At 68.9% G+C, this 24,757-nt stretch carries 22 protein-coding genes and 1 tRNA gene; 5 read left to right on the top strand and 18 right to left on the bottom strand.

The window, feature by feature from the left end:
* Positions 1-100: 100 nt before the first annotated feature.
* On the bottom strand, positions 101-1,153 hold the full coding sequence (locus A37U_RS0126050; RefSeq protein WP_020499608.1) for an alpha/beta fold hydrolase: 1,053 nt from the start codon (positions 1,151-1,153) through the stop codon (positions 101-103).
* A gap of 90 nt (positions 1,154-1,243) precedes the next feature.
* On the opposite strand from A37U_RS0126050, the gene A37U_RS0126055 reads away from it, so the two are divergent.
* Entirely contained in the window at positions 1,244-1,834 is a 591-nt protein-coding gene (locus A37U_RS0126055) for a TetR/AcrR family transcriptional regulator (RefSeq protein WP_026197613.1), read from the top strand.
* Positions 1,835-1,838: 4 nt separating this feature from the next.
* On the opposite strand, the gene A37U_RS0126060 is transcribed toward A37U_RS0126055, so the two are convergent.
* Positions 1,839-2,948 carry a mandelate racemase/muconate lactonizing enzyme family protein gene (locus tag A37U_RS0126060; protein ID WP_020499610.1) on the bottom strand — a complete coding sequence of 370 codons (1,110 nt, stop codon included), beginning with the start codon at positions 2,946-2,948 and terminating at the stop codon, positions 1,839-1,841.
* Positions 2,949-2,951: 3 nt separating this feature from the next.
* Positions 2,952-3,692, bottom strand: a complete 741-nt coding sequence (locus A37U_RS0126065; RefSeq protein ID WP_026197614.1) for a creatininase family protein — start codon at positions 3,690-3,692, stop codon at positions 2,952-2,954.
* Positions 3,693-3,728: 36 nt separating this feature from the next.
* Between A37U_RS0126065 and A37U_RS0126070 the strand changes: the two genes are divergently transcribed.
* Positions 3,729-4,628 (top strand): ROK family protein, encoded by a 900-nt coding sequence (locus A37U_RS0126070; protein WP_020499612.1) that lies wholly within the window; start codon positions 3,729-3,731, stop codon positions 4,626-4,628.
* Here the strand turns inward: A37U_RS0126070 and A37U_RS53090 are convergent.
* From A37U_RS53090 to A37U_RS0126095, 5 genes are all read right to left on the bottom strand, one after another.
* Complete coding sequence (locus tag A37U_RS53090; protein WP_020499613.1) at positions 4,625-5,425, bottom strand: ATP-binding cassette domain-containing protein; 801 nt, start codon at positions 5,423-5,425, stop codon at positions 4,625-4,627. The genes A37U_RS0126070 and A37U_RS53090 overlap by 4 nt on opposite strands.
* The gene (locus A37U_RS53095; protein ID WP_020499614.1) at positions 5,422-6,222 is read right to left on the bottom strand and encodes an ATP-binding cassette domain-containing protein; all 801 of its coding nucleotides are present in this window, start codon (positions 6,220-6,222) and stop codon (positions 5,422-5,424) included. The genes A37U_RS53090 and A37U_RS53095 overlap by 4 nt, the downstream gene beginning before the upstream one ends.
* On the bottom strand, positions 6,219-7,088 hold the full coding sequence (locus tag A37U_RS0126085) for an ABC transporter permease (protein WP_020499615.1): 870 nt from the start codon (positions 7,086-7,088) through the stop codon (positions 6,219-6,221). The genes A37U_RS53095 and A37U_RS0126085 overlap by 4 nt, the downstream gene beginning before the upstream one ends.
* 76 nt (positions 7,089-7,164) lie before the next feature.
* Entirely contained in the window at positions 7,165-8,091 is a 927-nt protein-coding gene (locus tag A37U_RS0126090; RefSeq protein WP_020499616.1) for an ABC transporter permease, read from the bottom strand.
* A complete protein-coding gene (locus A37U_RS0126095) occupies positions 8,088-9,620 on the bottom strand; it encodes an ABC transporter substrate-binding protein (RefSeq protein ID WP_020499617.1) in 1,533 nt (510 codons plus the stop codon). Before A37U_RS0126095 ends, A37U_RS0126090 begins: the two co-directional genes overlap by 4 nt.
* An 86-nt stretch (positions 9,621-9,706) precedes the next feature.
* On the opposite strand from A37U_RS0126095, the gene A37U_RS0126100 reads away from it, so the two are divergent.
* A complete protein-coding gene (locus tag A37U_RS0126100; protein WP_020499618.1) occupies positions 9,707-10,519 on the top strand; it encodes an IclR family transcriptional regulator in 813 nt (270 codons plus the stop codon).
* Positions 10,516-11,526: a serine hydrolase domain-containing protein gene (locus A37U_RS0126105; RefSeq protein ID WP_020499619.1), complete on the top strand. Its 1,011-nt coding sequence runs from the start codon at positions 10,516-10,518 to the stop codon at positions 11,524-11,526. Before A37U_RS0126100 ends, A37U_RS0126105 begins: the two co-directional genes overlap by 4 nt.
* 317 nt (positions 11,527-11,843) lie before the next feature.
* Here the strand turns inward: A37U_RS0126105 and A37U_RS0126110 are convergent, their stop codons facing one another.
* The 7 genes from A37U_RS0126110 to A37U_RS0126145 form a co-directional block, all read right to left on the bottom strand.
* Entirely contained in the window at positions 11,844-12,887 is a 1,044-nt protein-coding gene (locus tag A37U_RS0126110) for an alpha/beta fold hydrolase (RefSeq protein WP_020499620.1), read from the bottom strand.
* Between the two features lie 11 nt (positions 12,888-12,898).
* Positions 12,899-14,827, bottom strand: coding sequence for an FUSC family protein (locus A37U_RS45330; RefSeq protein ID WP_020499621.1), 1,929 nt, complete (start codon positions 14,825-14,827; stop codon positions 12,899-12,901).
* Positions 14,828-14,934: 107 nt separating this feature from the next.
* Positions 14,935-15,639, bottom strand: coding sequence for a dienelactone hydrolase family protein (locus A37U_RS0126120; protein ID WP_026197615.1), 705 nt, complete (start codon positions 15,637-15,639; stop codon positions 14,935-14,937).
* A gap of 223 nt (positions 15,640-15,862) precedes the next feature.
* Positions 15,863-16,519: an ArsR/SmtB family transcription factor gene (locus tag A37U_RS0126130; RefSeq protein ID WP_020499624.1), complete on the bottom strand. Its 657-nt coding sequence runs from the start codon at positions 16,517-16,519 to the stop codon at positions 15,863-15,865.
* Positions 16,512-17,333, bottom strand: a complete 822-nt coding sequence (locus A37U_RS0126135) for an MBL fold metallo-hydrolase (RefSeq protein WP_040588825.1) — start codon at positions 17,331-17,333, stop codon at positions 16,512-16,514. The genes A37U_RS0126130 and A37U_RS0126135 overlap by 8 nt, the downstream gene beginning before the upstream one ends.
* A gap of 155 nt (positions 17,334-17,488) precedes the next feature.
* Positions 17,489-18,832 (bottom strand): alkaline phosphatase, encoded by a 1,344-nt coding sequence (gene phoA / locus A37U_RS0126140; RefSeq protein WP_020499626.1) that lies wholly within the window; start codon positions 18,830-18,832, stop codon positions 17,489-17,491.
* Between the two features lie 534 nt (positions 18,833-19,366).
* Positions 19,367-19,440: transfer RNA gene (locus A37U_RS0126145), tRNA-Thr, on the bottom strand.
* Positions 19,441-19,570: 130 nt separating this feature from the next.
* On the opposite strand from A37U_RS0126145, the gene A37U_RS45335 reads away from it, so the two are divergent.
* Complete coding sequence (locus A37U_RS45335; protein ID WP_040588761.1) at positions 19,571-21,250, top strand: hypothetical protein; 1,680 nt, start codon at positions 19,571-19,573, stop codon at positions 21,248-21,250.
* Positions 21,251-21,363: 113 nt separating this feature from the next.
* Here A37U_RS45335 and A37U_RS0126155 read toward each other — a convergent pair whose 3' ends face one another.
* Genes A37U_RS0126155 through A37U_RS0126165 form a run of 3 tightly spaced genes read right to left on the bottom strand, consistent with a single transcriptional unit; the run spans position 21,364 to position 24,755 of the window.
* Positions 21,364-21,651: a glutaredoxin family protein gene (locus tag A37U_RS0126155; RefSeq protein WP_020499628.1), complete on the bottom strand. Its 288-nt coding sequence runs from the start codon at positions 21,649-21,651 to the stop codon at positions 21,364-21,366.
* A 7-nt stretch (positions 21,652-21,658) separates the two neighbouring features.
* Complete coding sequence (locus A37U_RS0126160; RefSeq protein WP_020499629.1) at positions 21,659-22,840, bottom strand: DNA polymerase III subunit delta'; 1,182 nt, start codon at positions 22,838-22,840, stop codon at positions 21,659-21,661.
* Positions 22,812-24,755, bottom strand: a complete 1,944-nt coding sequence (locus A37U_RS0126165) for an MFS transporter (protein WP_157183026.1) — start codon at positions 24,753-24,755, stop codon at positions 22,812-22,814. The genes A37U_RS0126160 and A37U_RS0126165 overlap by 29 nt, the downstream gene beginning before the upstream one ends.
* Positions 24,756-24,757 lie beyond the last annotated feature (2 nt).

Raw genomic sequence — 24,757 nt, forward strand, 5'->3', positions numbered from 1 at the left:
GCTTGGCTCGCACTGTCCCTTGGGGACGGTGACGGCGCGGTTCGGTTGTACGAACACGATGCCGATGACGCGGTGCTGCGACAGTAGCTCCGCCTGGGGGTCACCGGTCCAGGGTTCGGACGAGCCATTCGATCATGCTCGGCCAGACCTCGGCCGCCTTGGACACCGCGCAGTGCCCGGTGTCCGGGACCAGGTCGACCTCGGTCTCGCGGCGACCGGTGAACACCAGCGTGTCGTGCTGCGGAACGTGCACGTCGTCGGCCCCGTTGAGCACCAGCATCGGCGCGTTGCGGTCCTGGTCGAGCAATGAACGCAGGGAGAACTCCGGCAGGTGCCTGCCGAGCTCGGCATCGGTGGGACGATGCGCGAAACCGAGCGCGTTGCCGAGGATGTCGGACATGCCGAACACCGTCTCCCGGCCCCGGGTGAAGGCCGCTTCGACCGGTCCGCCGAGGTCGATGGCCGCGTCGACCTGGCCGGTGAGACCGGAGCGCGCCGAGTAGTAGCCGCCCATCGAGATACCCAGGTGTGCGACCGTTCCGTTGCCGAGTGCACGGGCGTGCGCGATCAGACCGTCGACGATCTCGGCTCCGCCATCGGGGGTCATGGGCACCTCGGATTCCCCGGTGCCGGCGATGTCGAAGGCCAGCACCCGGACCCGGGCCCGCTGGGCGAACCGGACCAGCACGTTGTGCACATCCATCTTCCAGCTGTCCACTCCACCACTGGCGAGCAACACCGGCGCATCGGCTGCGAGGCCGGGCGTGGCGAGCAGGTGCACGGGAACGGCAGTGCTGCGACCCCGGTAGGGCAGGTCAAGGACCTCTCGGTGGAAGTCGACGGGGAAACCCGGTGCGGCCAGGCGGTACTGCTCGACCTGATCGGCGAGGGCGGCGCGCTTGCGGTCATCGGCGAGCGTGGGGAATTTCGCCCAGCCGTAGGCGAGCGCGGCCAGGTCATGCCGTGCGGCATCGGCGTATCCCGCGGCGAGCCGCGACCATTCGTGCACCCAGCCGCCCGCCGTATCGGCCCACATATCGGTGATCGTGGCGCGCACCGCGTCCACCCCGGCTGCCGGTAGCCCGGTCGCGAGCATTTGCGGGTACCGCTCCGCGAACAGTTCTTCCGGGTCCTGCGGCCACCGGTAGGACATAGCGCGCTCCTCATTAACGCAACTTTCCTGCGATAGTGACGCTACGCCGGGTTCACCGATAAAGCAAGAAACCTGCGTTAGGGTGCCGGGGTGAGCGATGACGAACCCCGCACGCGTCCCGGAGGGCGTGCCGCACGCGTGCGCAGTGCCGTGCACGAGGCCACCCGCGCGGCGATCCGGGAACACGGCCCCGAGCAGCTGAGCATCGGGGATGTCGCGGCGCGGGCCGGGGTGCACGAGACCTCGGTCTACCGCCGGTGGCGCACCAAGGAGAACCTGATCGTGGACACCCTGCTGGCCTCCAGCAGTGAGCACGTGCCGGTCCCGGACACCGGTTCGATCCGCGCCGACCTCATCGCGTTCGCCGATTCCGTGGCCGACTACCTGAGCACCCCGCTGTCCGTCGCGGCACTGCGCGCGACCGCCGCGATGACCGAAGCTGTGCTGACCAAAGACGTGGTGTCCGCGCAGTTCTGGGCCTCGCGCTACGAACTGGCGCAGGTCATGATCGAACGCGGAATCGCCCGGGGTGAGCTACCCGAGGGCGCGGACCCGCGCACCGCCCTGGAAATGCTGATCGCGCCGCTGCATTTCCGGGTGTTGATCGCCAAGGAACCGCTGCCCGATCGCCTGCCCGAGCAGCTCGCCGATCTGGTGCTGGACGGGCTGCGCGCCCGCTGACTCGTTATCCGGTCAGATCGCCCTCGCGTTCGTTGAGTTCCGCGTAGCGGCGCAGTTTGTCCTCGTCCACGGTGACCCCGAGTCCCGGCCCCTCGGGGACGTGCAAGGCACCGGATTCGAAGCGCAGCGGCTCCACGATGTCGTCGGCGTGCAGGTAGTACATGGAATCGATGGCGGTGGACAGCACGGGGGTGCTCGCGACCACGGCGAGGTGGGCGGCGGTGGCGATGCCGAGTTCCCCGCCGCTGTGCAGGTTCATGCCGAGCCCGAAGGTCTCGCAGTGCGCGGCGAGGGCTTTGGTGGCCGCGATCCCGCCCCATTTGTAGACATCGCCGTGGATCACGTCGACGGCGCGCATCCGCACGGCGGGGGCGAAATCCTCGAAGCGCACGACGCACATGTTGGTGCACAACGGAATCCGGACTTTCTCGTGCACCTGGCTCATGCCCTCGATGCCGACGCAGGGGTCTTCGAGGTATTCGAGATCGAGCTCTTCGAGCGCGCGCCCGGCGCGGACGGTGTCGGGCACGGACCAGGCGGCGTTGGGGTCGACGCGCAGCAGGCTCCCGGGCAGCTGCTCCCGCAGTGCGCGCAGGATCTCGACATCGCCGTGCGCATCGGTGGTCCCCTTGAGCTTGACGGCAGTGAACCCGCCCTCGGCGACGACCCGTTCGGCGTGCTGGGCGATGGCGTGCGGGGAGGAACCGTCGGCCCGGGTGATCAGCGCGGTGATCGGCACCGATTCGCGGACCGGCCCGCCGAGCAGGTTCAGCAGGGACTGCCCGCTTGCCTTGCCGATCACGTCCCAGCAGGCGACGTCGATGGCGGCGATCGCGGCGTACCCGAGATAGCCGTGGAAGAACGGCACCATGTGCTGTTTGCGGTGGAAGGCCTCGAGCGCGAAGGGTGAGGTGCCGCGCAGGTCTTCGGCGAACCGGCGGACGAGGGCGGCGACCGGGCGGCCCCACATGGTCTCGCCCCAGCCCTCGATCCCGGAGTCGGTGCGGATCCGCACGATGGTCCGGGTCTCGCCGGTCTTGGTCTCGAAGGAACTGGTGAACGGGTTGGTCAGCGGCAGGTTGACGACCCACACGTCGACATCGGTGATCTGCACGGGCTACTCCTGGGCGGTGGCGTGGTGGAAGGCGCGGATGGCTTCGGCGAGTGCGGTCGCCCGCTCGGCGAGCAAGCGCGCACCGGTCTCCGGATCGGCGCCGCTCGGATCGTCGGTCTGCCCGCCGACCCTGGCCCATTCGCCGTGCCGTTCCACGGTGAGCCCGGGATAGGGCGGCCGGTCGAACAGGGCGGGCGGGTCGACCGGGGTGCGCCGGGGAACGGGGGACCGCACGAGTTCGGGGTGTGCGGCGAGCAGCAGGCTGGTCTCGAATTCGCCCGCGTGACCGGGATGGTGCGGGGATTCGCCGAGCGACCAGTAGGAGCAGGCACCGACGGCGACCTCGGCGCGCAGGGCGAACCGTTTGACCGCGAGCCGCATGATCTCCTCGTTCCCGCCGTGCCCGTTGACCAGCAGGATGCGCCGGAATCCGCTCTCGGCAAGGGAATCGAGCAGATCGGCGAGCACCGCGGACAGGGTGGGCGCGGACAGCGAGATCGCGGCGGCGAACAGGTGATGCGGGCTGTGCCCGAACGGCAGCGCCGGGGCGCGCACCACCTGTGGATCGGCCGCACCGAGCAGGTCGAGGGCGCGGTCCACGCAGGCGGTGGCGAGCATGGTGTCGGTGCCCATCGGCAGCGCTTCGGCATGCTGCTCCTGGGAACCGATCGGACACAGGGCGATACCGCCCGCATCCGCGGCGGCACGCACCTCGCGCCAGGTCATGGTGGTCAGACTGGGCACGGTCGACTCCTTTTCGTAGCGTGGCATGGTGGTCCGATGCATGTGGTCACCGCACCCGAGCCCGCGCCATGGCTCGGTGCCGTGGAACTGGTGCCCGGCCAGGTCACCGCGGCCCTGCTGCACCGGTCCGGGGAACTGGAGCGCACCGCGCGGGCGAGTTTCGGGGCGCGGGCTGGCGTCGCGGAGATCGAGGACGCGCTCTACCGGGTGGGCGCGGAGTGTTTCGGCGGGCACCGGCTGCTCGGCATCGGGGTCGCCGCGGCCGGGCTGGTGGACGCCGAGGCGGGAGTGTTGCTCGAGGTGCACGATGTTCCCGCGCTGCACGGGTATCCGGTGGTCGCGAAGCTCTCCGATCGGTTCGGTGCGCCCGCCGCCGTGGAACACCGGGCCCGGCTGCAGGTGCTCGGCGACCGGTGGTTCGGCGCCGGGCGCGGGCGGGCCACCTTCGCCTCGGTGTCCACCGGAACGGTGCTCGGGGCCGGGGTGCTCTACGAGGGCCGGGTGCTCGCCCCGCAGGGTGGGCGCAGCGGGGCGCACATGACGGTCGCGGCGAGCGGGCTGGAGTGCACCTGCGGGAAACGCGGCTGCTGGAAGACGCTGGCCACCACGAGTTGGCTCACCACGGCCGCGTCCGCGCGCGGGTTCCGCGGTGATCCGGTCGAGTTGCTGCGGGCCCCCGGTGAGTTCCAGTCCACTGTGGACGAATACGCGGACAATATCGCGCTCGGCCTGGTGAACATCCAGCAGTTGTTCGCCCCCGGCTTGTTCATCGTGCACGGCGAGGCGGTTGCCGGGGGTGAACCGTTCCGTGCGCGGATCGAGGCACGGTTGTGCGCCGGACTGGTCGCGACCGCCGAGCGCCCGAGCGTGGTGTTCGGCGAATACGAGCACAGCGCCCTGCTCGGCGGGGCCGGACTGGTGCTGGCCGGGCATTAGCACGGGGCTCTCCGGCTTCTCCGGCGTGGATCCAGTCCGGGGACGGCGGCGAGCAGCTCGGCGGTGTAGGGATGCTCGGGCGCGCCGAACACCTGCGCCGCGCTGCCCAGTTCCACCAGCTCGCCCGCGCGCAGTACCGCGACCCGGTCGGCGATCCGGCGCACCACGGCGAGGTTGTGCGAGACGAAAACGTAGGTGAGCGCGTGCTCGGATTGCAGGCGCGCCAACAGGTCCAGGATGCGTGCCTGTACCGAGACATCGAGTGCGCTCGTCGGTTCGTCGAGCACCACGAGTTCGGGTTCGAGCGCGATCGCGCGGGCGATGGAGATGCGCTGCCGTTGACCCCCGGAGAATTCGTGCGGGTACCGGTCCTGCATGGCGGCCTCGAGCCCGACCGATTCCAGTAGCTCGCCGACCCGCTCGCGCACCTGTCCGCGCGCCCGCCTACCGCGCAGTCCCGGTTCGTGGGTGACGAGCGGTTCGGCGACGATATCGGTGACCCGCATGCGCGGATTCATGCTGGAGTACGGATCCTGCAGCACCACCTGCATCCGCCTGCGCAGAGATCGCAGTTCCGCGGGGGCCACGGTGGCGAGGTCCTTGCCCGCGAAGTGCACCGTTCCCCGGCTCGGTTCCAGCAGCGCGAGCAACAGCCTGGTCAGGGTCGTCTTGCCGGAACCCGATTCCCCCACGATGGCCAGGGTTTCCCCACTGTGCACGGTAAGATCGACGTCGGAGAGCACGGTGTCGGCGCCGAAGTCCTTGCCCAGCCCGGTTATCTGCACCAGTTCGGTCACGGGGAGACCTCCAGGCGTGGTGTCGCGGCCAGTAGCCGGCGGGTGTACTCGTCTTCCGGCTCCTCGAACACCCGCTCGGTGGCCCCGGATTCGACCACCACGCCGTCGCGGCAGACCACGACCCGGTCGGCGAGCTCGGCGACCACCCCGAGATCGTGGGTGATCAGCAGGATCGCCATGCCGTGATTGGCGCGCAGTTCGGCGAGCAGATCGAGGATCCGGGCCTGCACGGTCACATCCAGTGCGGTGGTCGGTTCGTCCGCGATGAGCAGGCGGGGCCGCCCGACGAGCGCCATCGCGATCATCACCCGCTGCCGCAGCCCGCCGGAGAGCTCGTGCGGGTATTTGCGGGCGCGCTGTTCGGGTTTGTCGATGCCCGCCTCGGCCAGCGCTTCGGGGACCGCGGCCAGTGCCTCGGTTCGGCTCGCGCCCTTGTGTTTGCGCAGCACCTCGGCGACCTGGGCGTCCACCCGTTTCACCGGATTCAGACTGGTCATCGGGTCCTGGAAGACCATCGCGATCTCGTTGCCGCGCACCGTGCGCAGTTCGCGTTCCTCGAGGTCCAGCAGCGAGCGCCCGTCGAACTCGATGGACCCGCCCGCGTACACGCACGGCGGCTGCGGGTTCAGCCGCAGCACCGAGAGCGCGGTCGCGGACTTGCCGCTGCCCGATTCCCCGACCACGGCGACGATCTCGCCCGCGCCGACGTGGATGTCGATGCCGCGCACCGCGTGCACGACGCCGTCGGCGAGCTGGAAATCCACCCGCAGGTTCTCGATGTTCAGCAAGGGATTCATCGGCGGTAGGCCTTCGGGTCGGCGACATCGCGCAGTACATCCCCGGCGATGTTGATGGCAAGGGCGGTCAGCATCAGCGCGCAACCGGGGAACACCGCGATCCACCAGGAGGTGCCGAGATAGAGCTGTCCGTCGGAGAGCATCGAGCCCCAGGTGACCGTGGTCTTCGGGACGCCGAGGCCGAGATAGCTCAGCGAGGACTCGGCCACGATCGCGGAGGCTACGTGCAGGGTGCCGATGGTGGCGAGCGGGGCGAGCACATTGGGCAGTAGATGGCGGCGCATGATGGTGCCCGAACGCACCCCGATCGCGCGGGCCTCGGTGACGAAATCCCTGGAGCGCAAGGAAAGCACCTCAGAGCGCACCACGCGTGCGTAGTTCACCCAGCCGGTGAAGCCGAGCACCAGGATCACGTACCACAGCCCGGATCCGAGGAAACCGACGATGGCCAGCGCGAGCAGGATCGAGGGGAAAGCGAGCTGGATATCGGCGATCCGCATCAGCACCCTGTCCACCCAGCCGCCGCGGAATCCGGCGATGAGCCCGATCAGCGCTCCGAGGATGCCCGCGAGCAGTGCCGCGCTGCAGCCGACGAGCAGGGAGACCCGGGAGCCGTAGATCAGCCGGGAGGTCAGATCCCGGCCGAGCTGGTCGGTACCGAGGAAATGCCCCGCCGTTCCGGGCGGTTGTAAGCGGGACAACAGATCCTGGGCGTTCGGATCGTAGGGCGCGAGCAGCGGAGCGAACACGGCGGCGAGCACGAACAGGGCAAGCAGGATCAGCGCGGCAAGGGCGAGTTTGTTCCGCACCAGCGCGCGCAGCGTGGCGTGCGAGGTTCCGGCGGTCTTGGCGGTCACGGCGGTCATGCTCGACTCCTCACGCACTGCGCTCCCCGGGCCGCGGGCGGCCCTGCGATGCTCGCCCGATCGTCGTCTTCGCGGATCATGCGCGCACCCGCACTCTCGGATCGAGGAAGGTGTAGGAGAGGTCGACGAGCAGGTTCACCACCACGAAGGTGGCCGCGAAGAACAGCACGGTCGCCTGCACGAGCGGGAAATCCCGGTTCGAGATGGCTTCCACGGTCAGCCTGCCGACCCCTGGCCAGGAGAACACCTGCTCGGTCAGGATCGCCCCGCCGAGCAGGCTGCCCACTTCGAGGCCGATCACGGTGACCACGGGAAGGGCGGCGTTGCGCAGCCCGTGACCGAGCACCACCCCGAGTTCGCCGAGCCCTTTCGCCCGCGCGGTACGCATATAGTCCGCGCCGAGCACATCGATCAGCGAGGACCGCAACAGCCGGGCGATCATCGCGACCGAGTAGATGGCCAGCGTGACCGAGGGCAGCACCAGGTGTTCGATGCCGCCGTACCCGGACGCGGGGAGCACCTGCAGTCCGACGGCGAACACCAGGATGAGCAGGATTCCCGCCCAGAACGGCGGAGTGGACTGTCCGATGAGGACTCCGGTCATCACCCCGGTGTCCGAACTCTTGCCCCGGCGCAGCGCGGCGAGGGTACCCGCCGGGATCGCGAGCACCAGCGCGATCACCAGCGCGGCCGCGGCGAGTTCCACGGTCGCGGGGAGCCGTTCGGCGAGCACCGAGCTCACCGGCTGGTCGTAGAACAGCGAATTGCCGAAGTCGAACCGGAGGATCCCGCCGAGATAGTGCAGATATTGCAGGAACAGCGGGCGATCCAGGCCGAGGCTGGCGCGCAGGCTCGCCTCCTGCGCCACGGTGGCATCCGGAGGCAGCAGCACCTTCACCGGATCACCGGAGATGCGGACCAGGAAGAACACCACGGTGGCCACGCAGAACAACACGAGCAGTGCGCCGCCGATCTTGCCCGCGATGGTGCGCAACAGGTTCATCCGGTGACCTCCGCGCTGTCCATGTCCAGCACCCCGACCGCGTTGGGCCGCCAGCGTGGCCGGTCGTTGCGGGCGAGGATGTTGTCCAGCTGGAACAGGAAAACGAACGGTGCCTCGGTGTGCAGCAGCCACTGCAGTTCGGTGAACGCGCGCATCCTGGCCCGGGGATCGACCGCGCTTTCCTCGATGTCGATCAGCCGGTCCGCACGCGGATCGTGCCAGCGGCTCTGCCTGCGGTCGTGGCGAATGTTGGACTGCACAAGGCTTTCCGCGTCCCCGGTCCAGCCGGTGTTCTTGGCGAGGTAGATCGGGCCGAGGGCACCGGAATTGCTGGAGGTGAGCCTGCTCTTGTAGGTGCTCGGATCGAGCACGGTGACCTTGGCGCGTACCCCGGCGTGCGCGAGCAGGCCCGCGATCGCCTCGGCCACCTGGGAATCCGCATTGGACGCGGTGAGCCTGGTGTCCAGTCCGTTCGGGTACCCGGCCTCGGCGAGCAATTGCCTGGCGCGCCGGATATCCCTGGTGTAGGCGGGAATCGCGGGATCGAACCCGTTGGCCTCGCGCGGGAACATGGTCGGTACCTCGCGTGCTTTCCCGTCCAGCACGGCCTTCACCAACAGCGGCACATCGACCGCGTGATTGAGCGCCTGGCGCACCCGGCGGTCGGCGAGCGGGCCCTCGCGGGTGTTCAACGAGAGATAGTAGGTGGGCATACCGGGGAAGTTCTCGATCCGCACCCCGCCGTATCCGGCGAGCTGGCGGGCCGCGTCCGGGGTGAGCTGGGTGACCATGTCCACCTCATCGCTCTGCAGCGCGGCGAGCGCGGATGCCGGATTGGGCATCGGCTTGAACACCAGCTCGGCCAGTTTCGGGCGGCCCGACCAATGTCCGGGAAACGCGCGCATCCGCAGTTCGTGATCGCGCTGCCAGGACACGAAGCGGAACGGTCCGGTGCCGACAGGATCGCGCGCGAACCGCTCCGGCCCGACCTCGTCCAGGTAGCGTGGCGGCACGGCGACCCCGCCGAACAGCGAGACCTTCGCGGGCAGGATCGGATCGTGCTTGCTGGTGTGCACATCCACGGTGAGCGGGTCCACCACGGTCGCGCCGTCCACATAGCGCAGCTCCACGATCGGTGAATGCGTCGCGGGATCGCGCAACCGGTCGAGGCTGTATTGCACGGCGTGCGCATCGCAGGGTTCGCCGTTGTGGAACCGTACCCCGGGGCGCAGGTGGAACCGCCAGGTCTGCTCGTCGAGCACCGACCAGGAGGTCGCCAGCCCGGGACCGAGCCGATTGTCGGTGCCCCTCGTGGTGAGCGTGTCGAACATGTTGATCAGCACGTTCATCGAGGGCATGTCGCCCTGTTTCTGCGGGTCGAGAGTCTTGGCCTCGTCCGGCTGGGACACCCGCAGCACCCGGCTACGCGGCTCGGCTGCGCTCACCCCGCAGGCGCCGAGCAGCGGGGCCAGCGTGGCGAGACCGCCGAGGCGCAGTGCGTCGCGCCTGGACTGCCGCCGAGCGGTCACCGCGGTACCTCCCGTCTTTGGGACATATTCAATCTACCGACATAGCGTTTCGTCAGATGGAACGCTGGTTGGTTAAGCTAGGCGGCATGCGAAGGGCTGTCAACAACCCCGATGACGGGCAACCGGTCCGCGGATCGGTGGACAAGGCGCTCGACCTGCTCGCCGCGCTCGCTTCCGGGGACGGCCCGCACCGGCTCGCCGAACTCGCGCGAGAGACCGGGATCGCCAAACCGACCGTGCACCGGATGCTGCGCACCATGGCCGAATCCGGCTTCGCGGTCGGCACCGAGGGTGGCGCTTATCACGTCGGCCCGCGCTTTCTCGGGATGGCGGCGGCCGCGCTCGCGGGGAGCAGGGGCAACCAGTTCGCCCGGCCGGTGCTCGAGGAACTGCAGCGGCGCACCGGGCACACCGTGCACTACGCGGTGCGGCACGGCGGCGAGGCGATCTACGTGGACAAGGTGGAGCCAGCCCAGTCGTACCGGATGACCTCGCGGGTCGGTGGCCAGATTCCGCTGTACTGCACCGCGGTCGGGCGCGCGATCCTGGCGCGGCTGCCGGAGCGCGAGCGCGCCGAGGTCCTCGGCACGGCACCGCTTCCCGCGCGCACCGAGTACACGCTGACCGACCCGGACGCGATCCGGGCCGCGCTCGCCGAATGGGACGAGCGCGGATTCCTCACCGAGGATCGGCAGAACGAACCGGATATCCGCTGTGTCGCCGCCCCGGTCATCGATGGGCTCGGCGCCGTCATCGGCGCGATCAGCGTGTCCGGACTGGTGTTCACCCTGGACGAGGAGAGTATCGAGGTGTATGGCCCCATGGTGCGCGCCGCCGCCGACGAGGTCTCCGCGACCCTTGGCGGGCAGGGGCCACGGTTGAGCTCGGTGCGCTCATGAGCGAGCTCGCGAGCCTGCTGCGGGAAGGGGCCGAGCAGCGGGTGTACTCCGCGGCCGCCTGGTCGGTCGGGAACGGGGAACGGGCCATCGACCGCGGTTCGCTCGGACATCGCGCACACGGCGGGATTCCGGTGGACGGCACCGAGAACTGGGACCTGGCCTCGGTCACCAAACCCATCGTCGGCCTCGCGGTCATGGCGCTCGTCGAGCGAGGGGTGCTCGGACTCGAGGACACCCTCGGCAGCCATCTTCCCGGGTACACCGGCGGCGACAAGGCGGAGCTGACCGTGCGCCAGCTGCTTGCGCACAGCTCCGGGTTACCCGGCGGGGTGCGGTTGTTCGCCGACCATCCCAGCAGGGAGGGGTTCCTCGACGCGCTGCGTGATCTTCCGCTGTGCCGCCGGCCGGGTACCGGGGTCGAGTACTCCTCGCAGGGGTTCATGCTGCTCGGTTTTCTCGCCGAGGCCGCGTCCGGACGGCGCCTCGACCATCTTGTCGAGGACTACGTCTGTGCACCGCTGGGCATGGACGCCACCCGGTTCGGCCCGGTCGCCGAGGCCGTCGCGACCGAGTACTGCCACTGGCGCGAGCGGATGGTGATCGGCGAGGTGCACGACGAGAACGCCGTGGTGCTCGGCGGGATCTGCGGGCACGCCGGACTGTTCGGTACCCTGGACGACCTCGAACGGCTCGGCATGGCGCTGGTCCGCGGTGGTGGCGAACTACTCGGCGCCGACACCTTCGCCGAAATGACCGCCTGCCACACCGAAACGCTGAACCTGCGCCGATGCCTCGGCTGGCAAGGATTCGACCAGGACTGTCCACTGGGGACGGTATTCGGACGGGATTCCTATGGGCACACCGGATTCACCGGCACGAGCATCTGGGTGGATCCCGCGCTGGGCCGGTATTTCGTGCTGCTGACCAATCGCGTGCACCCGAGCAGGGAACCATCCGGTATCGAGGTGTTGCGCCGGCGGTTCCACGAACACGCGGTCGGTTTGTAGGTTCGATCCGGCTCTGGGTGGTCATTTCGTGCTATCGAGAATTCAGGAACACTGGGATTGATGAAGATTCGCTTATCGAGGCGATCTGTGTGTGATCGGTAGCGGAAACGCTGAGGTGAGCTGTTCACGGCAGAGTCGGTGCTCGAAGTGCTAAGGCTGGCGCGGAATGTGTCGCGCGGCCGATCGATCGACACCATGGAATCCGCGATCTTTCTCCGTGAACGTATGCCTGGATTTTTGGAATGCAACAAACTCAAGCCGGAATCACCACGCCAACCGGACGTACCTACCGAAGCAGCCACGATGCGAGCCGCGAATCAGCTTTCGTCGAGGAACGAATCCAGGTAAGTCCAGGTCGTCTCCGCCGCCGTGCGACCGGTGAGCACACCCAGATGCCCGCCCGGTGCGGTGTGCAGGCGCACCTCGGGGGCGTTCGGCAGGACCCGCACCACGTGGTGGGTGGCCGCTTCCGGGGCGAGCACATCGGAATCGCCCGCGATGTTCATGACCGGCACTCGCACATCGGAGAGGTGCACGGTGCGCGTCGGCCCCTCGACCCGTCCGGTGGCGAGTTCGTTGGCGCGCACCAGACGGTGATAAGCCTGCGCGATGGCCCGGCCGGGGTAGCCGTACATATTGCGCATCATGTCGTCCACGGCCTCGATATGGGCGAGCGCGTCACGGTCGGCGCTGTATTTGAACACGGTCAACGGTTTGCGCAGATATGTGGAGAGCGCGGTGGTCTTGAACGCGAGGCTGACGAGGTTCGCGGGCACGGTGCCGAGGGTGCGCAGCGCGGTACCGACGACCTGTCCCCCGGTGACCTTGCCGAGCAGCCGCAGCGGATCGGCAAGCCGCACCTTGGACAGGTCGACCGGGCTGGCGATCATCGCGACCGCGCTCACCGGAAGTTCGGCGAAGGCCGCGGTGGTCAACAGACTGAACAATCCGCCGAGGCACCAGCCGACCAGCTGCACCGGTTCGCCGCCGCGGTCCTCGGACACGGCGCGGATCGCGGCGGGGAGCACATCCCGGATCCAGAACTCGAGGCCGTGCGCGCGGTCCTCGAACGCCATCGGGCCGTAGTCCACGAGGTAGGTCGGCCGCCCGGAGAGCACCAGATGTTCGGCGAGCGAGCAGCCCCTGCGCAGGTCCATGCAGACCGCGGGCGCGCCGAGCGGGGGAACCAGCAGCACCGGTGGCCCCTCGACCGGCACCTGCTCGGTGTAACGATGCACCGTCTGCTTGGGGCCTTCGGCGATGATCGTGGACGGAGTGCGCCTGGTGTCCGCGAGCCCGCCCCGAACGAGGAAATCGAACAGATTCGTGCCCGAGGCGAGGACATCCTCGATCAGCGGCACGGCAGCACTCCCTAGGTCGTCGCCTGGACCTTACCTGTTTCCCGGCGCTGGATCCCACGCAGTGCCGAGCGCACATTGGACAGTTCGGTGCGGATACCGGCCAGCTGCTCGCTTTCCGGCATCGCGGGGAACTCCGCGCGGTCCCCCGGCCGGTCCACCAGCCTGGTCAGCGCGGTCATGGCCCGGACAAGGCGCTGCACGTCCTCGGGATCGGGCAGCGCGGCTCCGTGCTGGATCTCCACGGCACACCGGGTCACCGCATCGGTCGCGCGCTCGAGCCCGACCACCGCCGGCCACCACGCGGCGACCTGGCGACCCGCCTTCGAGGGTTCGGCGAGCAGTCGCTGGAATTCGGCGCGCAGATCGGAAAGCGCACGGTAGGCCCGCCTGCGCAACACCGCCGAGCCCTGCGGAACCCCGGTCAGCGCGCGCTCCAGATAGGTGGAAAGCGCCCGGATCACCTCGGTCATCCGCCCACCCAGGCGCGGGCTCCTGCTGCCCGGCCAGAGCAGGTAACCGAACACGAGCACGATCGCGCAGCCGACCACGGTGTGGATCAGCCGCGCCCACAGGGTTCCCCAGCTGTCGCCGTGCAGCAGGTCCTGCTGCACGAGCACGAGCGGGGTGACGAAGGTGGAGAACATCCCGTAGTTGCGCACCTGGCCGATCGGCAGCATCGCCGCGATCACCAGCACGAGCAGCACGAGCAGCCAGCCCGGCGGTGCCCACAGCACCACGAGCGAACCGAGCGCCGCGCCGACCACCGTTCCCCCACCGCGCTGCACCGCGCGGGCGAACACCGAGCCGAAGTCCGGTTTCAGCACGATCGCCGTGGTGAGGGCGAGCCAGTAGGACCGCTCCAGCCCGATCAGGTGGCCGAGGCTTTCGGCGAGCGCGAGGCAGAGCGCGAGCCGCACCGCGAACAGCCAGGTCTCCCGGCCAGGGCTGAGGCGGTCGATCAGCCAGGCCCGCGCGGTCCGCCGATCCCGTGCCTGGCGCTTGTCCGCATCGGCCCCGTGCACCAGCTGCTTGCGTACGTTCGTGATCCCGGTCTGCAGCGCCCGCACCAGGCGCGCGTGGTTGTCCGGCAGTCGGGTGTCCGCGGCCGCGCGGTCCTCGTCGATCGCGTCCGCGAGCTCGTGCACCGCGTCGATCACCGCGCGCGGTGGGCGATGCCTGGCATGCAGCAGGGCAACGCTCGCCTCGGTGATCGTGGTCGCCGAGGTGAGCAGCACGAGCAGCCTGCGGTAGGCGCGGTCCCTGCCGTGCAGCCGCGAGCGCACCGTCAGCAGTGCGTCGTAGGCGGTGTTCATCGCGGCGGTGAGTTCCTGGCGGGCCGGATGCGCCTGTTCGGTGCCGATCGCGCCGAGCAGTTTCGCCGCGCCCCGGTACACCGCGGCGACCATGGCCCGTTCCGGGGCGACCGGGTGCACCGGCCAGGCCCCGATGGTCAGCAGCAGCACCCAGGCCGCTCCGACCGCGAAGCAGCCGGTGACCACGAAGGGATTCGTGCCGAGCGGGGCCTGGGCGGTGCCGACGATGCCGAACACCAGGAACTGCAGCCCGGCCAGCGAGGAGATATCGCTGCCGTCCGAGGCGATCGCGGACACGATCCCGAGCAGGCAGACCAGGAGCACCGTCCACCAGCCGGACCCGCCGAGCGAGCTGCCGAGCAGGATCCCGACCGTCGCCGAGCCGGAGACCGCGCACAGTCGCCGCGCCCGGTACCGATAGGAGCCGGGAGCCATGGCCATGGTCGCGGACAGTGCACCGCTGGAGGTGAGCATGCCGAGCTGGAGCTGCCCGAGCAGCAGGCCGAGCGCGATGGGCGCGGCGATGCCGACCGCGGCCCGCACCGAACGCTTCACATCGATGCCGGCCCGTTTCGGTTTGAGCAGCTGGACAAGCCAGTGCGCCGGGATGCCGTCACTGCTCTGCACGGCTATAACCTTAGAGCACGCCCGAGAGCTCCGTGTCCTGCTGCGCTGCGCGCATGGCGAAGTGCCTTCGCGTGCCACCTCGCGGCGTTGTTCTCCTCCCGCTTGGCTTAGAGCACGGTCTGCTTGATGAACTCCAGGGTCTGCGGCCAGGAGCGCTCGTAGGCGACCAGGTTGACCGGATTCTCGTGCCGGGTGTTGTTGGAGAAACCGTGCTCCGCCAGCGGATAGAGGTGGGTGATCGTGTCCGCCTCGGTGCGTGATTCGAGCCCCTCACGCAGCCGTTCGAAACTCTCCCGCGGGACCAGCGTGTCCTGGCCCGGATAGTGCACCATCGCCGGGGCGCCGATCCGGCGCGCCTCGGTGAACGGGTCCAGGCTGTGGTTCGGCGCGGGCTCCAGCGGCACGGTCGGGTGGTAGGCGATCACGTTCGCCACTCGCTGATCCGCCGCGCCGAGCAGCAGGGCGAACCGCCCGCCGAGGCAGTAGCCGATCACCCCGACCTTGCGCAGCCCGAGCTCGCCGAACAGGTACTCGAGCAGGGCGCGCTGCTCACCGATCGCGGTCGCGTCGTCCAGCTGGGCGAGCATCGCGAACAGGTCCTCGTGCGTGTGGGTGTCACTGCTGGCCCCGTGGAACACATCCCAGCACAGTGTGGTGACCCCGGCGTTCGCGATGTCCTCGGCGAAGGTGCGGACTCGGGCGCCGATGCCGTCGATCATCGGGAGCAACAGCATGCCCCCGCGCGAGTCGCCTTCGGGTTGGGCCAGATGGGCGTTCAGTTCACCGATTCGTACCTGCGAGGCGTTCACCACGTCGAGCTCCTTCCTGCTGTCCGCCTTGATACCACGGGGTCGACCATCCTGGATGCGTCCGTACACCTTGGCCTGGCGCGGCCGCGATCCACCAGTTGCTGCCCGCCGGGTTCTTCGCCGAGGCCGCCTCGGTGGATTCCACCGTGGGCAAACCGGTGCCGGGGAAGGGGTTCGCTGACCGGCGAGGCGCTCCGTGATCCGGTTCGCGCCCTGTGGTGTCCGGCTAGTGCACCTGCTCCCCGGTCGCGCGCCGCCACCGGGTGAACCCGCCGTCCAGCGGGCGCGCGTGGTATCCGCGCTCGCGCAGCAGCCGCGCCGCGTTCGGGGAAACCACGCAGTACGGACCACCGCAGTAGGCCACGATCTCCAGATCGGGAGAAAGCGTGCCGAGCCGCTCGCGCAACCGGTCGAACGGCATGGAGAGCGCGCCGGGAATGTGCCCGGCCGCGTATTCCCGCTCACTGCGTACATCCAGCACCAGTACCCCGGGATCGTCCAGGCGTGCGGCCAGTTCCGCAGTGTCCACCGGGCGCATCTCCTCCGGATCACCGAGCTGTTCGGCGACCGCGCCGCGCAGATCCGCCAGCCGCGCCTCCGCGAATCGTTGCACCGTGTCGAGGAAACCCGGGACCGAATCGTCCGCGAGCCGGTAGTACACCCGCTTGCCCTCCTTGCGCGCCGCGACCAGGTTCGCCGCGCGCAGCTGCTGCAACTGCGCGGAGGTGTTCTTCACTGCGATCCCCGATTCCTCGGCGATCTCCTCCACCGTGCGCTCCCGGTCATCGAGCAGATCGAGCAGCCGCAGCCGGACGGAGTTCGCGATCGCCTTACCGATGCGGGCGAGCTGGGCATAGATCGGTTCCTCGGGAAACTCAGCCATCGATATCCACCGTGCCACGGAGGAATTCGAGATAGCGCCGCGCCGAGTCGGCCAGGACCTTCTTCGCGTTCGCCCGGATCGCCGGGGACCACCAGCCGCCGTAGATGCGCTCGAACGAATACGGTTCCAGGGTGTCCACGATCGCGCGCACGCCGCCTTCGGGAAGCGGTAGATGGTTCGGCGCGCTCCAGATGAACGAGACCCGGTCCTCGCCGGGTGTCACGAACAACGTGTCCCCGCACAGCAGCACGCCCGCGCCGTCGGCTCCCGTCCAGTGCAGCACCGCGCTTCCCGGGAAATGCCCGCCGGTGCGCACCAGGTGCACACCGGGCAACGGGGAAAGCGTGTCCGACCACGGGCGCAGCGAGGGAATCGGGCGCTGGATCCAGCGCGTGTCCGACGCCGGGAGCAGTGCCTCCGCCTCGAACTCCCGCGCCCAGTCCGCCATCGCCCCGTACATGTGCGGGTGACTCGAACTCACCGCCCGCAGACCACCGGCCTCCCGGACCGCCGCGATCGCCTGCTCGTCCAGGAACGCCGGCGGATCCCACAGCAGATTGCCCTGCTCCGTGCGGACCAGCACCCCGCGTTGGCCGACCCCGATGCCCGGGGTGACCCCGATCCCGGTCAGCCTCGGCTCCAGCTCCGCGATTTCCGTGGCATAGCCCGCATCCGCCAGTTCCGCCATGGTCGTCCAGCGCTGACCGGACGGCGGAACCCATTGCCGCTCATCCGTGCACACCACACAGGTATCCGGCGGGCGCTCACTCTCGGGATGGTGCGCGCCGCAGGTGGGGCAGATCCAGACCGGCATGGCCGCCTCCAAGCAACATTCCAACGATCTTTAGATTAAACGATCGTTAGATCGAAGGCAAGGGACCGCGCTGCTCGTCGAAGGGGCTGAACAAGCAGCAGGCCCACGCGCGGCGGATGATCCGGCGAGTGGGCCTGCGGGTGGGTCGTTCGGCGTCAGTGCAGCGCGAGCGCCCGGCGCAGGGTGGAGAACATATCGGTCTGGTTGGTCAGCCCGGTGATGTTGGCCGCCTGCGGTCCGTACCCGGCGACCCGCACCTGGGTGCCGGTGTGCTCCTGCGATTCACCAGGGGTGTTGGTGGCGTAGTTGATCGTCATCGGCGCCCCCTCCTTGGTGATCAGGGTTGCCGTTTGCCCCGGGCTCTTGGCGTCGTTCGGGATGATCTGACTGCTGTGCCCGTGGTCGGCGGTGGCGAGGACCAGGGTGTCCTTGTGGCTGCGCGCGTACGCCATGCCCGCGGCGACCGCATCGTCGAAGCCGACGGTTTCGCCGATCTGGCCGCACGGATCGGCGGCGTGGTCGCGCTTGTCGATGCTCGCGCCCTCGACCTGGAGGAAGAAGCCCTTCTTGTTCTCCAGGTTGCCGATCGCCTGACGAGTCATGTCCGCGAGGCTCGGCTGTCCGGCTGGCAGCTTCTTGTTCGGCTCGCACTTGCTGGGCTTCGTGCCGCCGACCTTCGCGGCCGGGCCGGTCCACTGCTGCTCGAGATCGTTCTTGGCGAACAGGCCGAGCACCGGCTTGTTCTTGGGTGCCTTCTCGAGTTCCTTGCCGGTGTTCGCGGTCTGGTATCCGGCCGCCTTGGCCTGGTCGAGCACGGTCTTGCCGTTGAACTTTCCGGCCTTGACCTGCTGGCCGAAGTACTCGGAGCCGCCGCCGAGCAGTACATCGGGGCGGGTCTGGACGAGCTGCTCGGCGATCGAACCGGCGCCGCCGTTCTCCTTGGCGTTGGCCGCGCACTTCTTGCTCGTCTCGTTCGGTCCCTTGCAGTCCCGGTCCACCACGTGCGAGCCGAGCACCGCGGGGGTGGCGTCCTGCACCTCGGCGGTGGTCACGTCCCCGGTCCGGTAACCGTTGCGCTTGGCCAGTTCCAGCACACTCGGCTGTGGATTCCCGTACGCGTCAACGGAAATCGCACCGTTGTAGGTCTTCTGGCCGGTCGCCCAACCGGTACCGGACGCGGCGGAATCGGTGACATAGTCCGGAGTGGACGGATCGTTGCGCTGCACCGAATAGGTCGTGTAGGAACCGGTGAGCGGTAGCCCGTCCATGTTCAGCCTGCCCGCGGCCCCGCGTGCGTAGTTGCGCGCGCTGGTGATCTCCGAATCCCCCATCCCGTCGCCGAGGAACAGGATCACGTTCTTCGCTTTACCGCCCTGGATCGCCTGCCGCACCTCGCTGGTCCGGTCCCCGGTCGATGCCTTGAGCTGTGGTCCGCTCGCACCGGTCTGCGCGATTGCGACCGGGGCGCCGACCGCGACCGCGAATCCGACCGCCGCCACGGCTACCCACCTTCGGCGAATCGACACTGTCATCAAAACCTCCGCTATCAGGTTGTTCTTCGCGCCGAAGCATCTATCGCGTATCTGTGCTGAATCGGACACTTCGATGGCCGATGCGCCACCTGCCGGTGAACAGCACGCGAAAACACCAGGTCGAGCCGCACGCACACGGTCGGTCACGAAACCGCGCGCGAGTAGTCGCGGCATTCCGAATTCGACCGTTCGGATGTCGCAGGGAGCGGGGAATCGCGGTCGGCCTGCCGGGATCCATCCGAACCGCGGCGCGAACCGGTCCGGAAAAACACTGCTCCAGATTTGCTCCACGACACCACAGGAGAAAGCGGAGCGAAGATCATCCGGTTTCCCGGGCGGAACGAATCGACCGGCTGATCGCCACAGCCTGCCGCACGCCGCCAGGCAGCGTCGTGAACAGGGGGTACAGGAGTTCGATCGGGGTCCTGCCGGATCAGGCCCGAACCATGAACGAAAACCAGGGCGTTTCCGGAGAATCGGGAACGCCCTGGTCATAACCGGAGCCGCCTGGGGGAATCGAACCCCCGACCTACGCATTACGAGTGCGTCGCTCTGGCCGACTGAGCTAAGGCGGCAGCAACGGTCAGTGTACTCATATGATCGCCGTCACTTCTGTGGCCCCTGCTCGTTGTTCCGAACGTGACGCGGGGTGCGTCGATGTCGCCCTGTGCACGCGGAGGAGGATTACTGCAGATGAGGGGACGCTTGCCGAGAGCTCTGTCGGTGCCGGCGGTGGTGCTGGTGTGCTCGCTGACGGCATTGCCCGCGGCGGCCGATGTGTCGATCCCGACGACTCCGGTACCGCACCCGGTGGATCCGGGCGACCCGCCGGTAGTGGGCACGCAGGGGCCGCAACCGCTGGGCCACGCGGTCGGGGATGCCGGCTCGGCGGTCGGTGATCTGCAGGTGCTCCCCGGTCTGGTGGATACGACGACGATCATGCCGGGCATGGGTGATCAGCTGCCGAAGCAACCGCTGCTGGAGGGGGGCCTCGGCACTTCGAGTGCGCAGGTGAACTCGGAGGCGTATCTGAACTATGAGCGTTCGATCGCGGAGTCTTCCCCGCTGGGCTTCGCGTTCGGGGGGAATTCGCCGCGGCTGCCGGGCGCGCTGAGTCAGACCGCGCTCCCGGACAATCCGCAGGCGGTGCACGGTGGTCTGCAGCTGCCGAAGAATCCGCTGTTGAACGTGGGTCTGTTGCAGGGCTCGGCGAATGCGCGCTATTCGCCGACACTCGGCCCGTGCACGGACGGCCCGATCTCGGATTCCTCGACCTCGGTGGCGAATCTGTCCGCGGTGAACCTGAATCTGCCGGGCAGCTCGGGTCCGCTCTCGGATGTGTTGAACCCGGGCAAGCTGGCGGCGCTGCCGGATCAGGTGCGTAAGGCGGTGAGCACGGACCCGGCGAAGGGCGGCATCGACCCGAAGCAGGCGCTGTCCGCGCTGACCCCGAAGGCGAGTCAGGGCAACCAGCTCGAGCAGGGTGACTCGGGGATCTCGCTGATCAGCGCGCCGAATCTGATCAGCTCGCGGTCTCAGGTGAAGCTGGTGGACATGCCGGGCACGAAGAACAAGGCGGTCCGCTCGGCGACGACCTTCCAGTTCGCCGATGTGACCCTGTTCAAGGGCCTGCCGATCCAGACCCAGATCAAGGTCGCCAGCCAGCCGAAGCTGACGGTGACCTCGACGGGCAAGAAGGACACCTCGAAGGTGGAGTACACGGCCCCGATGCTGGAGGTGCATCTGCCGTTCCTGCCGCCGATCAAGGTGGACGCGCGGCACCCCTTCCAGGCTCCGCTCTCGCTCCCATTGCCGAGCCTGATCCCGCCGAACGTGAAGCAGGAGTTCACCCAGAAGTTCGGGATGAACCTCGATGAGATGCGCAATGTCCCGGTGCTCGGTGAAGCGGCGAAATTCCTCGACGACAAGGGCGGCAACGGGTTCTCCCTGGATCTCGGCCTGCTGCGGCTCAAGGTCGGGGATTTCAAGCAGAACGGTCAGGCGCAGACCAAGGGCAAGGGCGGGGCGCCGTTCTCCGGGTACCAGCTCGGCGCGAGCGCGAACATGGCCAGCCTGGACATCCTCCCGCTCGATCTGCTCAAGCTGAAGGACGGCCCGAAGTCGCTGGCCACGGCGACGCTCGGGAAGCAGGTGGCTCGCGCCTACGCGCCGACCAACGGGGTGGAGTGCGGTACCACGAATCCCGGTGGCGGGGCGGCGAAACCGAGCGGTGGTGTGCCCGCCAAACCGAAACCGCAGGCCAAGCAGCTCGCCTACACCAATGGTGCCTATGAATCGGTGCCGCTGTTCTGGACGGGCACCGGGCTGCTGCTCGCGGGCGCGGTGCTGATGGCCGCGCTGCCGCGCAGGAGGGCCCGGCGCTGACTGTCTGACCGGGCTCGGGGGCCTCGCGAGGAAGCGCCCGAGAACCCGCCGCGGTGCACGCGGCATTGATGGAGGAAAACGGCTTCGCCGCCGGAGAGAGTCTCGTCCAGGTGCTAGCTGCCGGTGATCCGCTGCCAGAGGCTGGGCTTCGGGCTGAACTCGGGGTCCGCCTCGGCGAGCGCGGAACGGACCTCGCCGATGCTCGGGTTGACCATGGCCCGCTCCCCGATGACCACGGTGGGCACGGTCTCGTTGCCGTCCGCGACCGCGCGCACCTGAGCGGCGGCCTCGGGGTCCTCCCAGATGTTGTGTTCCTCGACCGGTACGCCGAGCCCGCGGATCTTCGGGGTGAGCATCATGCAGAACGGGCAGCCGGGCCGCCAGTAGTACTGAATGGTCACGTGCGGATCATCCTCTCTGCAGGGTGGTGAGCATCGCCTCGACGGCGATCCGCGGTTTGACATTGAGTTCGATGGCTTCCCGGCAGTCGAGGATGGCCTCGATCCTGCGCAGTGCGCTCGCCGCGCTCAGCTGCCCGGCCAGGGTCGCGGAGTCCCGGGCACGGTCGGGATGGTTGAGCGTGACGTGCGCGCCGGTGGCCTTGGTGGCGAGCACATCCCGGTAGAACCCGGCGAGGTCGACGAGCGCGAGGTCGAGGCTGTCCCGCTGGGCCCGGGTGGCGCGGGATTTCTGCCGTTTCTCCAGGTCGCGTTCGGCGCTTTTGGCGGATCGTTCGGCGGCCGCGGTGCCCTTTCCGGAACCACCCGCGCCCATGGCGGTGCGCAGTGCGGCCTTTTCGGCGTCGTCGCGGGCCGCGCTCATGCTGCTGGCCTCGGACTCGGCGGCGCCGACGAGCTGGTCGACGCAGGCGAACACATCGGCCGGCCTGCGCAGTGAGCCGGGGATGCGCAGCACGGATTCCCGCCGTTCGCGGACTTCGGGATCCTTCGCGAGCCGCCGTGCCCGCCCGATGTGCCCGCCGCACACCGAACCGGCCCAGCTCGCGGTCTCCGGGTCGATGCCGTCCCGGTTGGTGAGCACCTCGGCGATGGCCTCGGCGGGCGGGGTGCGCAGGTTGATCACCCGGCACCGGGAACGGATGGTCACCGAGACGTCGTCGGGATGGTCGGAGGGGGCGCACAGCAGGAACACGGTGCGGTCCGGCGGTTCCTCGACGGCCTTGAGCAGGGCGTTCGCCGCGCCCTCGGTGAGCCGGTCGGCATCGGAGATGATCACCACCTGCCAGTGCCCCGCCGAGGGCCGCCGGGCGGCGAGCTGCACCAGCGAGCGCATCTGGGCGACCGGGATGGACAGTCCCTCCGGTTCCACGATGTGCACATCGGCGTGGGTTCCGGCGATCGCGGTATGGCAGCCGGAGCATTCCCCGCAGCCCTCGCCCTCGGTGCACTGCAGTGCGGCGGCGAAGGACCGGGCGACCACCGAGCGCCCCGATCCCGGTGGGCCGGTGAACAGCCAGGCATGGGTCATACCACCGGTGCCGCCCGCCGCCGCGCTCGCGGCCGCGGACAGTTCCGCGACGGCCTCGGTCTGCCCGACGAGATCAACCCAGACGCCGGTCCGGTTCGTCACTGCCCTCGCTCCTCCCACGTCCGTCTTCTTCAGTTGTACCAAGGAGCGCCGCGAGCCTGCCGGTGATCTCCGCGATGAGCGCATCCGGCTCCTGATCGGCGTCCACCACCACGTACCGGTCCGGGTCGGCGGCGGCCAGTTCGGCGACGGTCGTGGAGACCCGCCATGGGCTCTCCGGATCGGTCTCCGTGGCGTTGTCCAGCAGCACGGTGATGTCCGGGCGCAGCCGTTCGGTCGCCCAGTCGGTGAGCGCGTCCAGTTCGCGTTCTCCGGTCTCGGCGAACCGCACGGTGACCACGGCCGCGCCCTGCTGCAGCGCGGGCCGGATCTCCCGGTCGCCCGCCTCCGCGCGGACCGCCGCGGCCAGCAGCGCCCGTGCCTTGGGTGAGTGCAGCTGGGCGGTCTCGGCGATGGTGCCGGCACGCTGCTCGTGGTCCCCGACGAACACGGTGGTCATGCCTCGCGCGCGCAACCACTCGGCGATGCGCGTGGCCTGCTCGGTCACCAGCGCGTCCCCGCCGCCCTCGACGGTCAGCAGCAGCCCGCTGGTGCGTGCCCCGCGCCCGCGCACCATGCGCACCAGGTTCGCCAGGATGGATTCGGTGGACCGGTCGCCCATCTGCCGATAGGCGATCACCCCGGACAGCGCGGCGAGCAGCCCGGCGCCACCGAGCACCGGACGGGTGCCGTCCATGATCATCTCCCGGCCGAACAACTCGATCCGGTGCTGCTGGGTGAGCCCGACCAGGATCGGGGATGCCACCGTTGAGCCGAAGAGCATGACCTTCATCAGCGACTGGTAGACCGAGTTGACCCGGCCGCGCACCTCGTCCTCGACCTGCGCGCCGATGATCGTGATCCCGGTGAGGAAGGCGATTCCGGCCGCCGCGCCCACGATGTACACCGTGATCAGCGACATCACCAGGTGCGGGGAGATCGCGGACGCGGCAAGGGCGAGCCCGGCGACCACGATCGCCACCCCGAACAGCCGGTTGTGCGTCATCCGGTGCGCGATCCGCGGGGCGAGCACCATCCCGGTGGCCAGCCCGCAGAACAGGGTCACGAACAGCACCCCGAGCACCGACTCCCCGGAGAGCAGGCTCTGCGCGTACTGCCGCGCGGTCCCGATCACCGCGCCCGCCGCGGCGAAGGCACCGATCATGCCCAGCAGCAGACCGCGGATCAGCGGGGTGGCCCCGGCGATGCGCAGCCCCTCGCGCAGCATCCGGAGGAAACCCTCGCCGTCGCCGACGCGTTCGCGCTTTCCGGTGCGCCCGGAGATCTCCGGGATGCGGGTGCGGATGATGATCGCGCTCACCGCGTAGCAGCAGCCGCTGATCATCACGATCAGTCCGCTGATCTCCATCGGCGACTGGCCGACTCGCAGGGAGGTGTAGATCCCGGAGAGCACGGCGTAGAGCAGGGCACCGGTGAGCACCGCGCAGCCGTAGGTGACCACGAGCCCGACCTGGTTCGCCGTTTCGATCTGGGCGCGCCGGCGCATCAGGTTCGGCACGCTGGAGTCCTTGGCGGGTACCCAGAGCATGGCCATGCAGCCGACCAGGAAGTTCGCCCCGAACAACCACCACACCGTGCCGACAAGCGGAATCGAGACGAACAGGGCACACCGCACCAGATCGGTGACCACCATGACGGTGCGCCGGTCGAATCGGTCCGCGAGTACCCCGCCGATCGGGGCGAAGATCAGCCCGGGCGCCAGGTTGGTGAGTACCACCCCGGCGAACGCGAAGTTCTGCGCGAAGTAGCCGTGCAGCAGCTGGCTGGCCAGCCCGGAGAGGGCGAGGAACCCCAGCCAGTCCCCGACGCTGCACAGATAGGAGGAGGCGAGCAGCCTGCGGAACGGTTTGATGGCGAGTACGCTGCGCACCCGCCTGCTCGTGGATGTCGCTTCCACCG

Source organism: Sciscionella marina DSM 45152 (genome assembly GCF_000379465.1).
GTDB classification, from domain to species: Bacteria; Actinomycetota; Actinomycetes; order Mycobacteriales; family Pseudonocardiaceae; genus Sciscionella; species Sciscionella marina.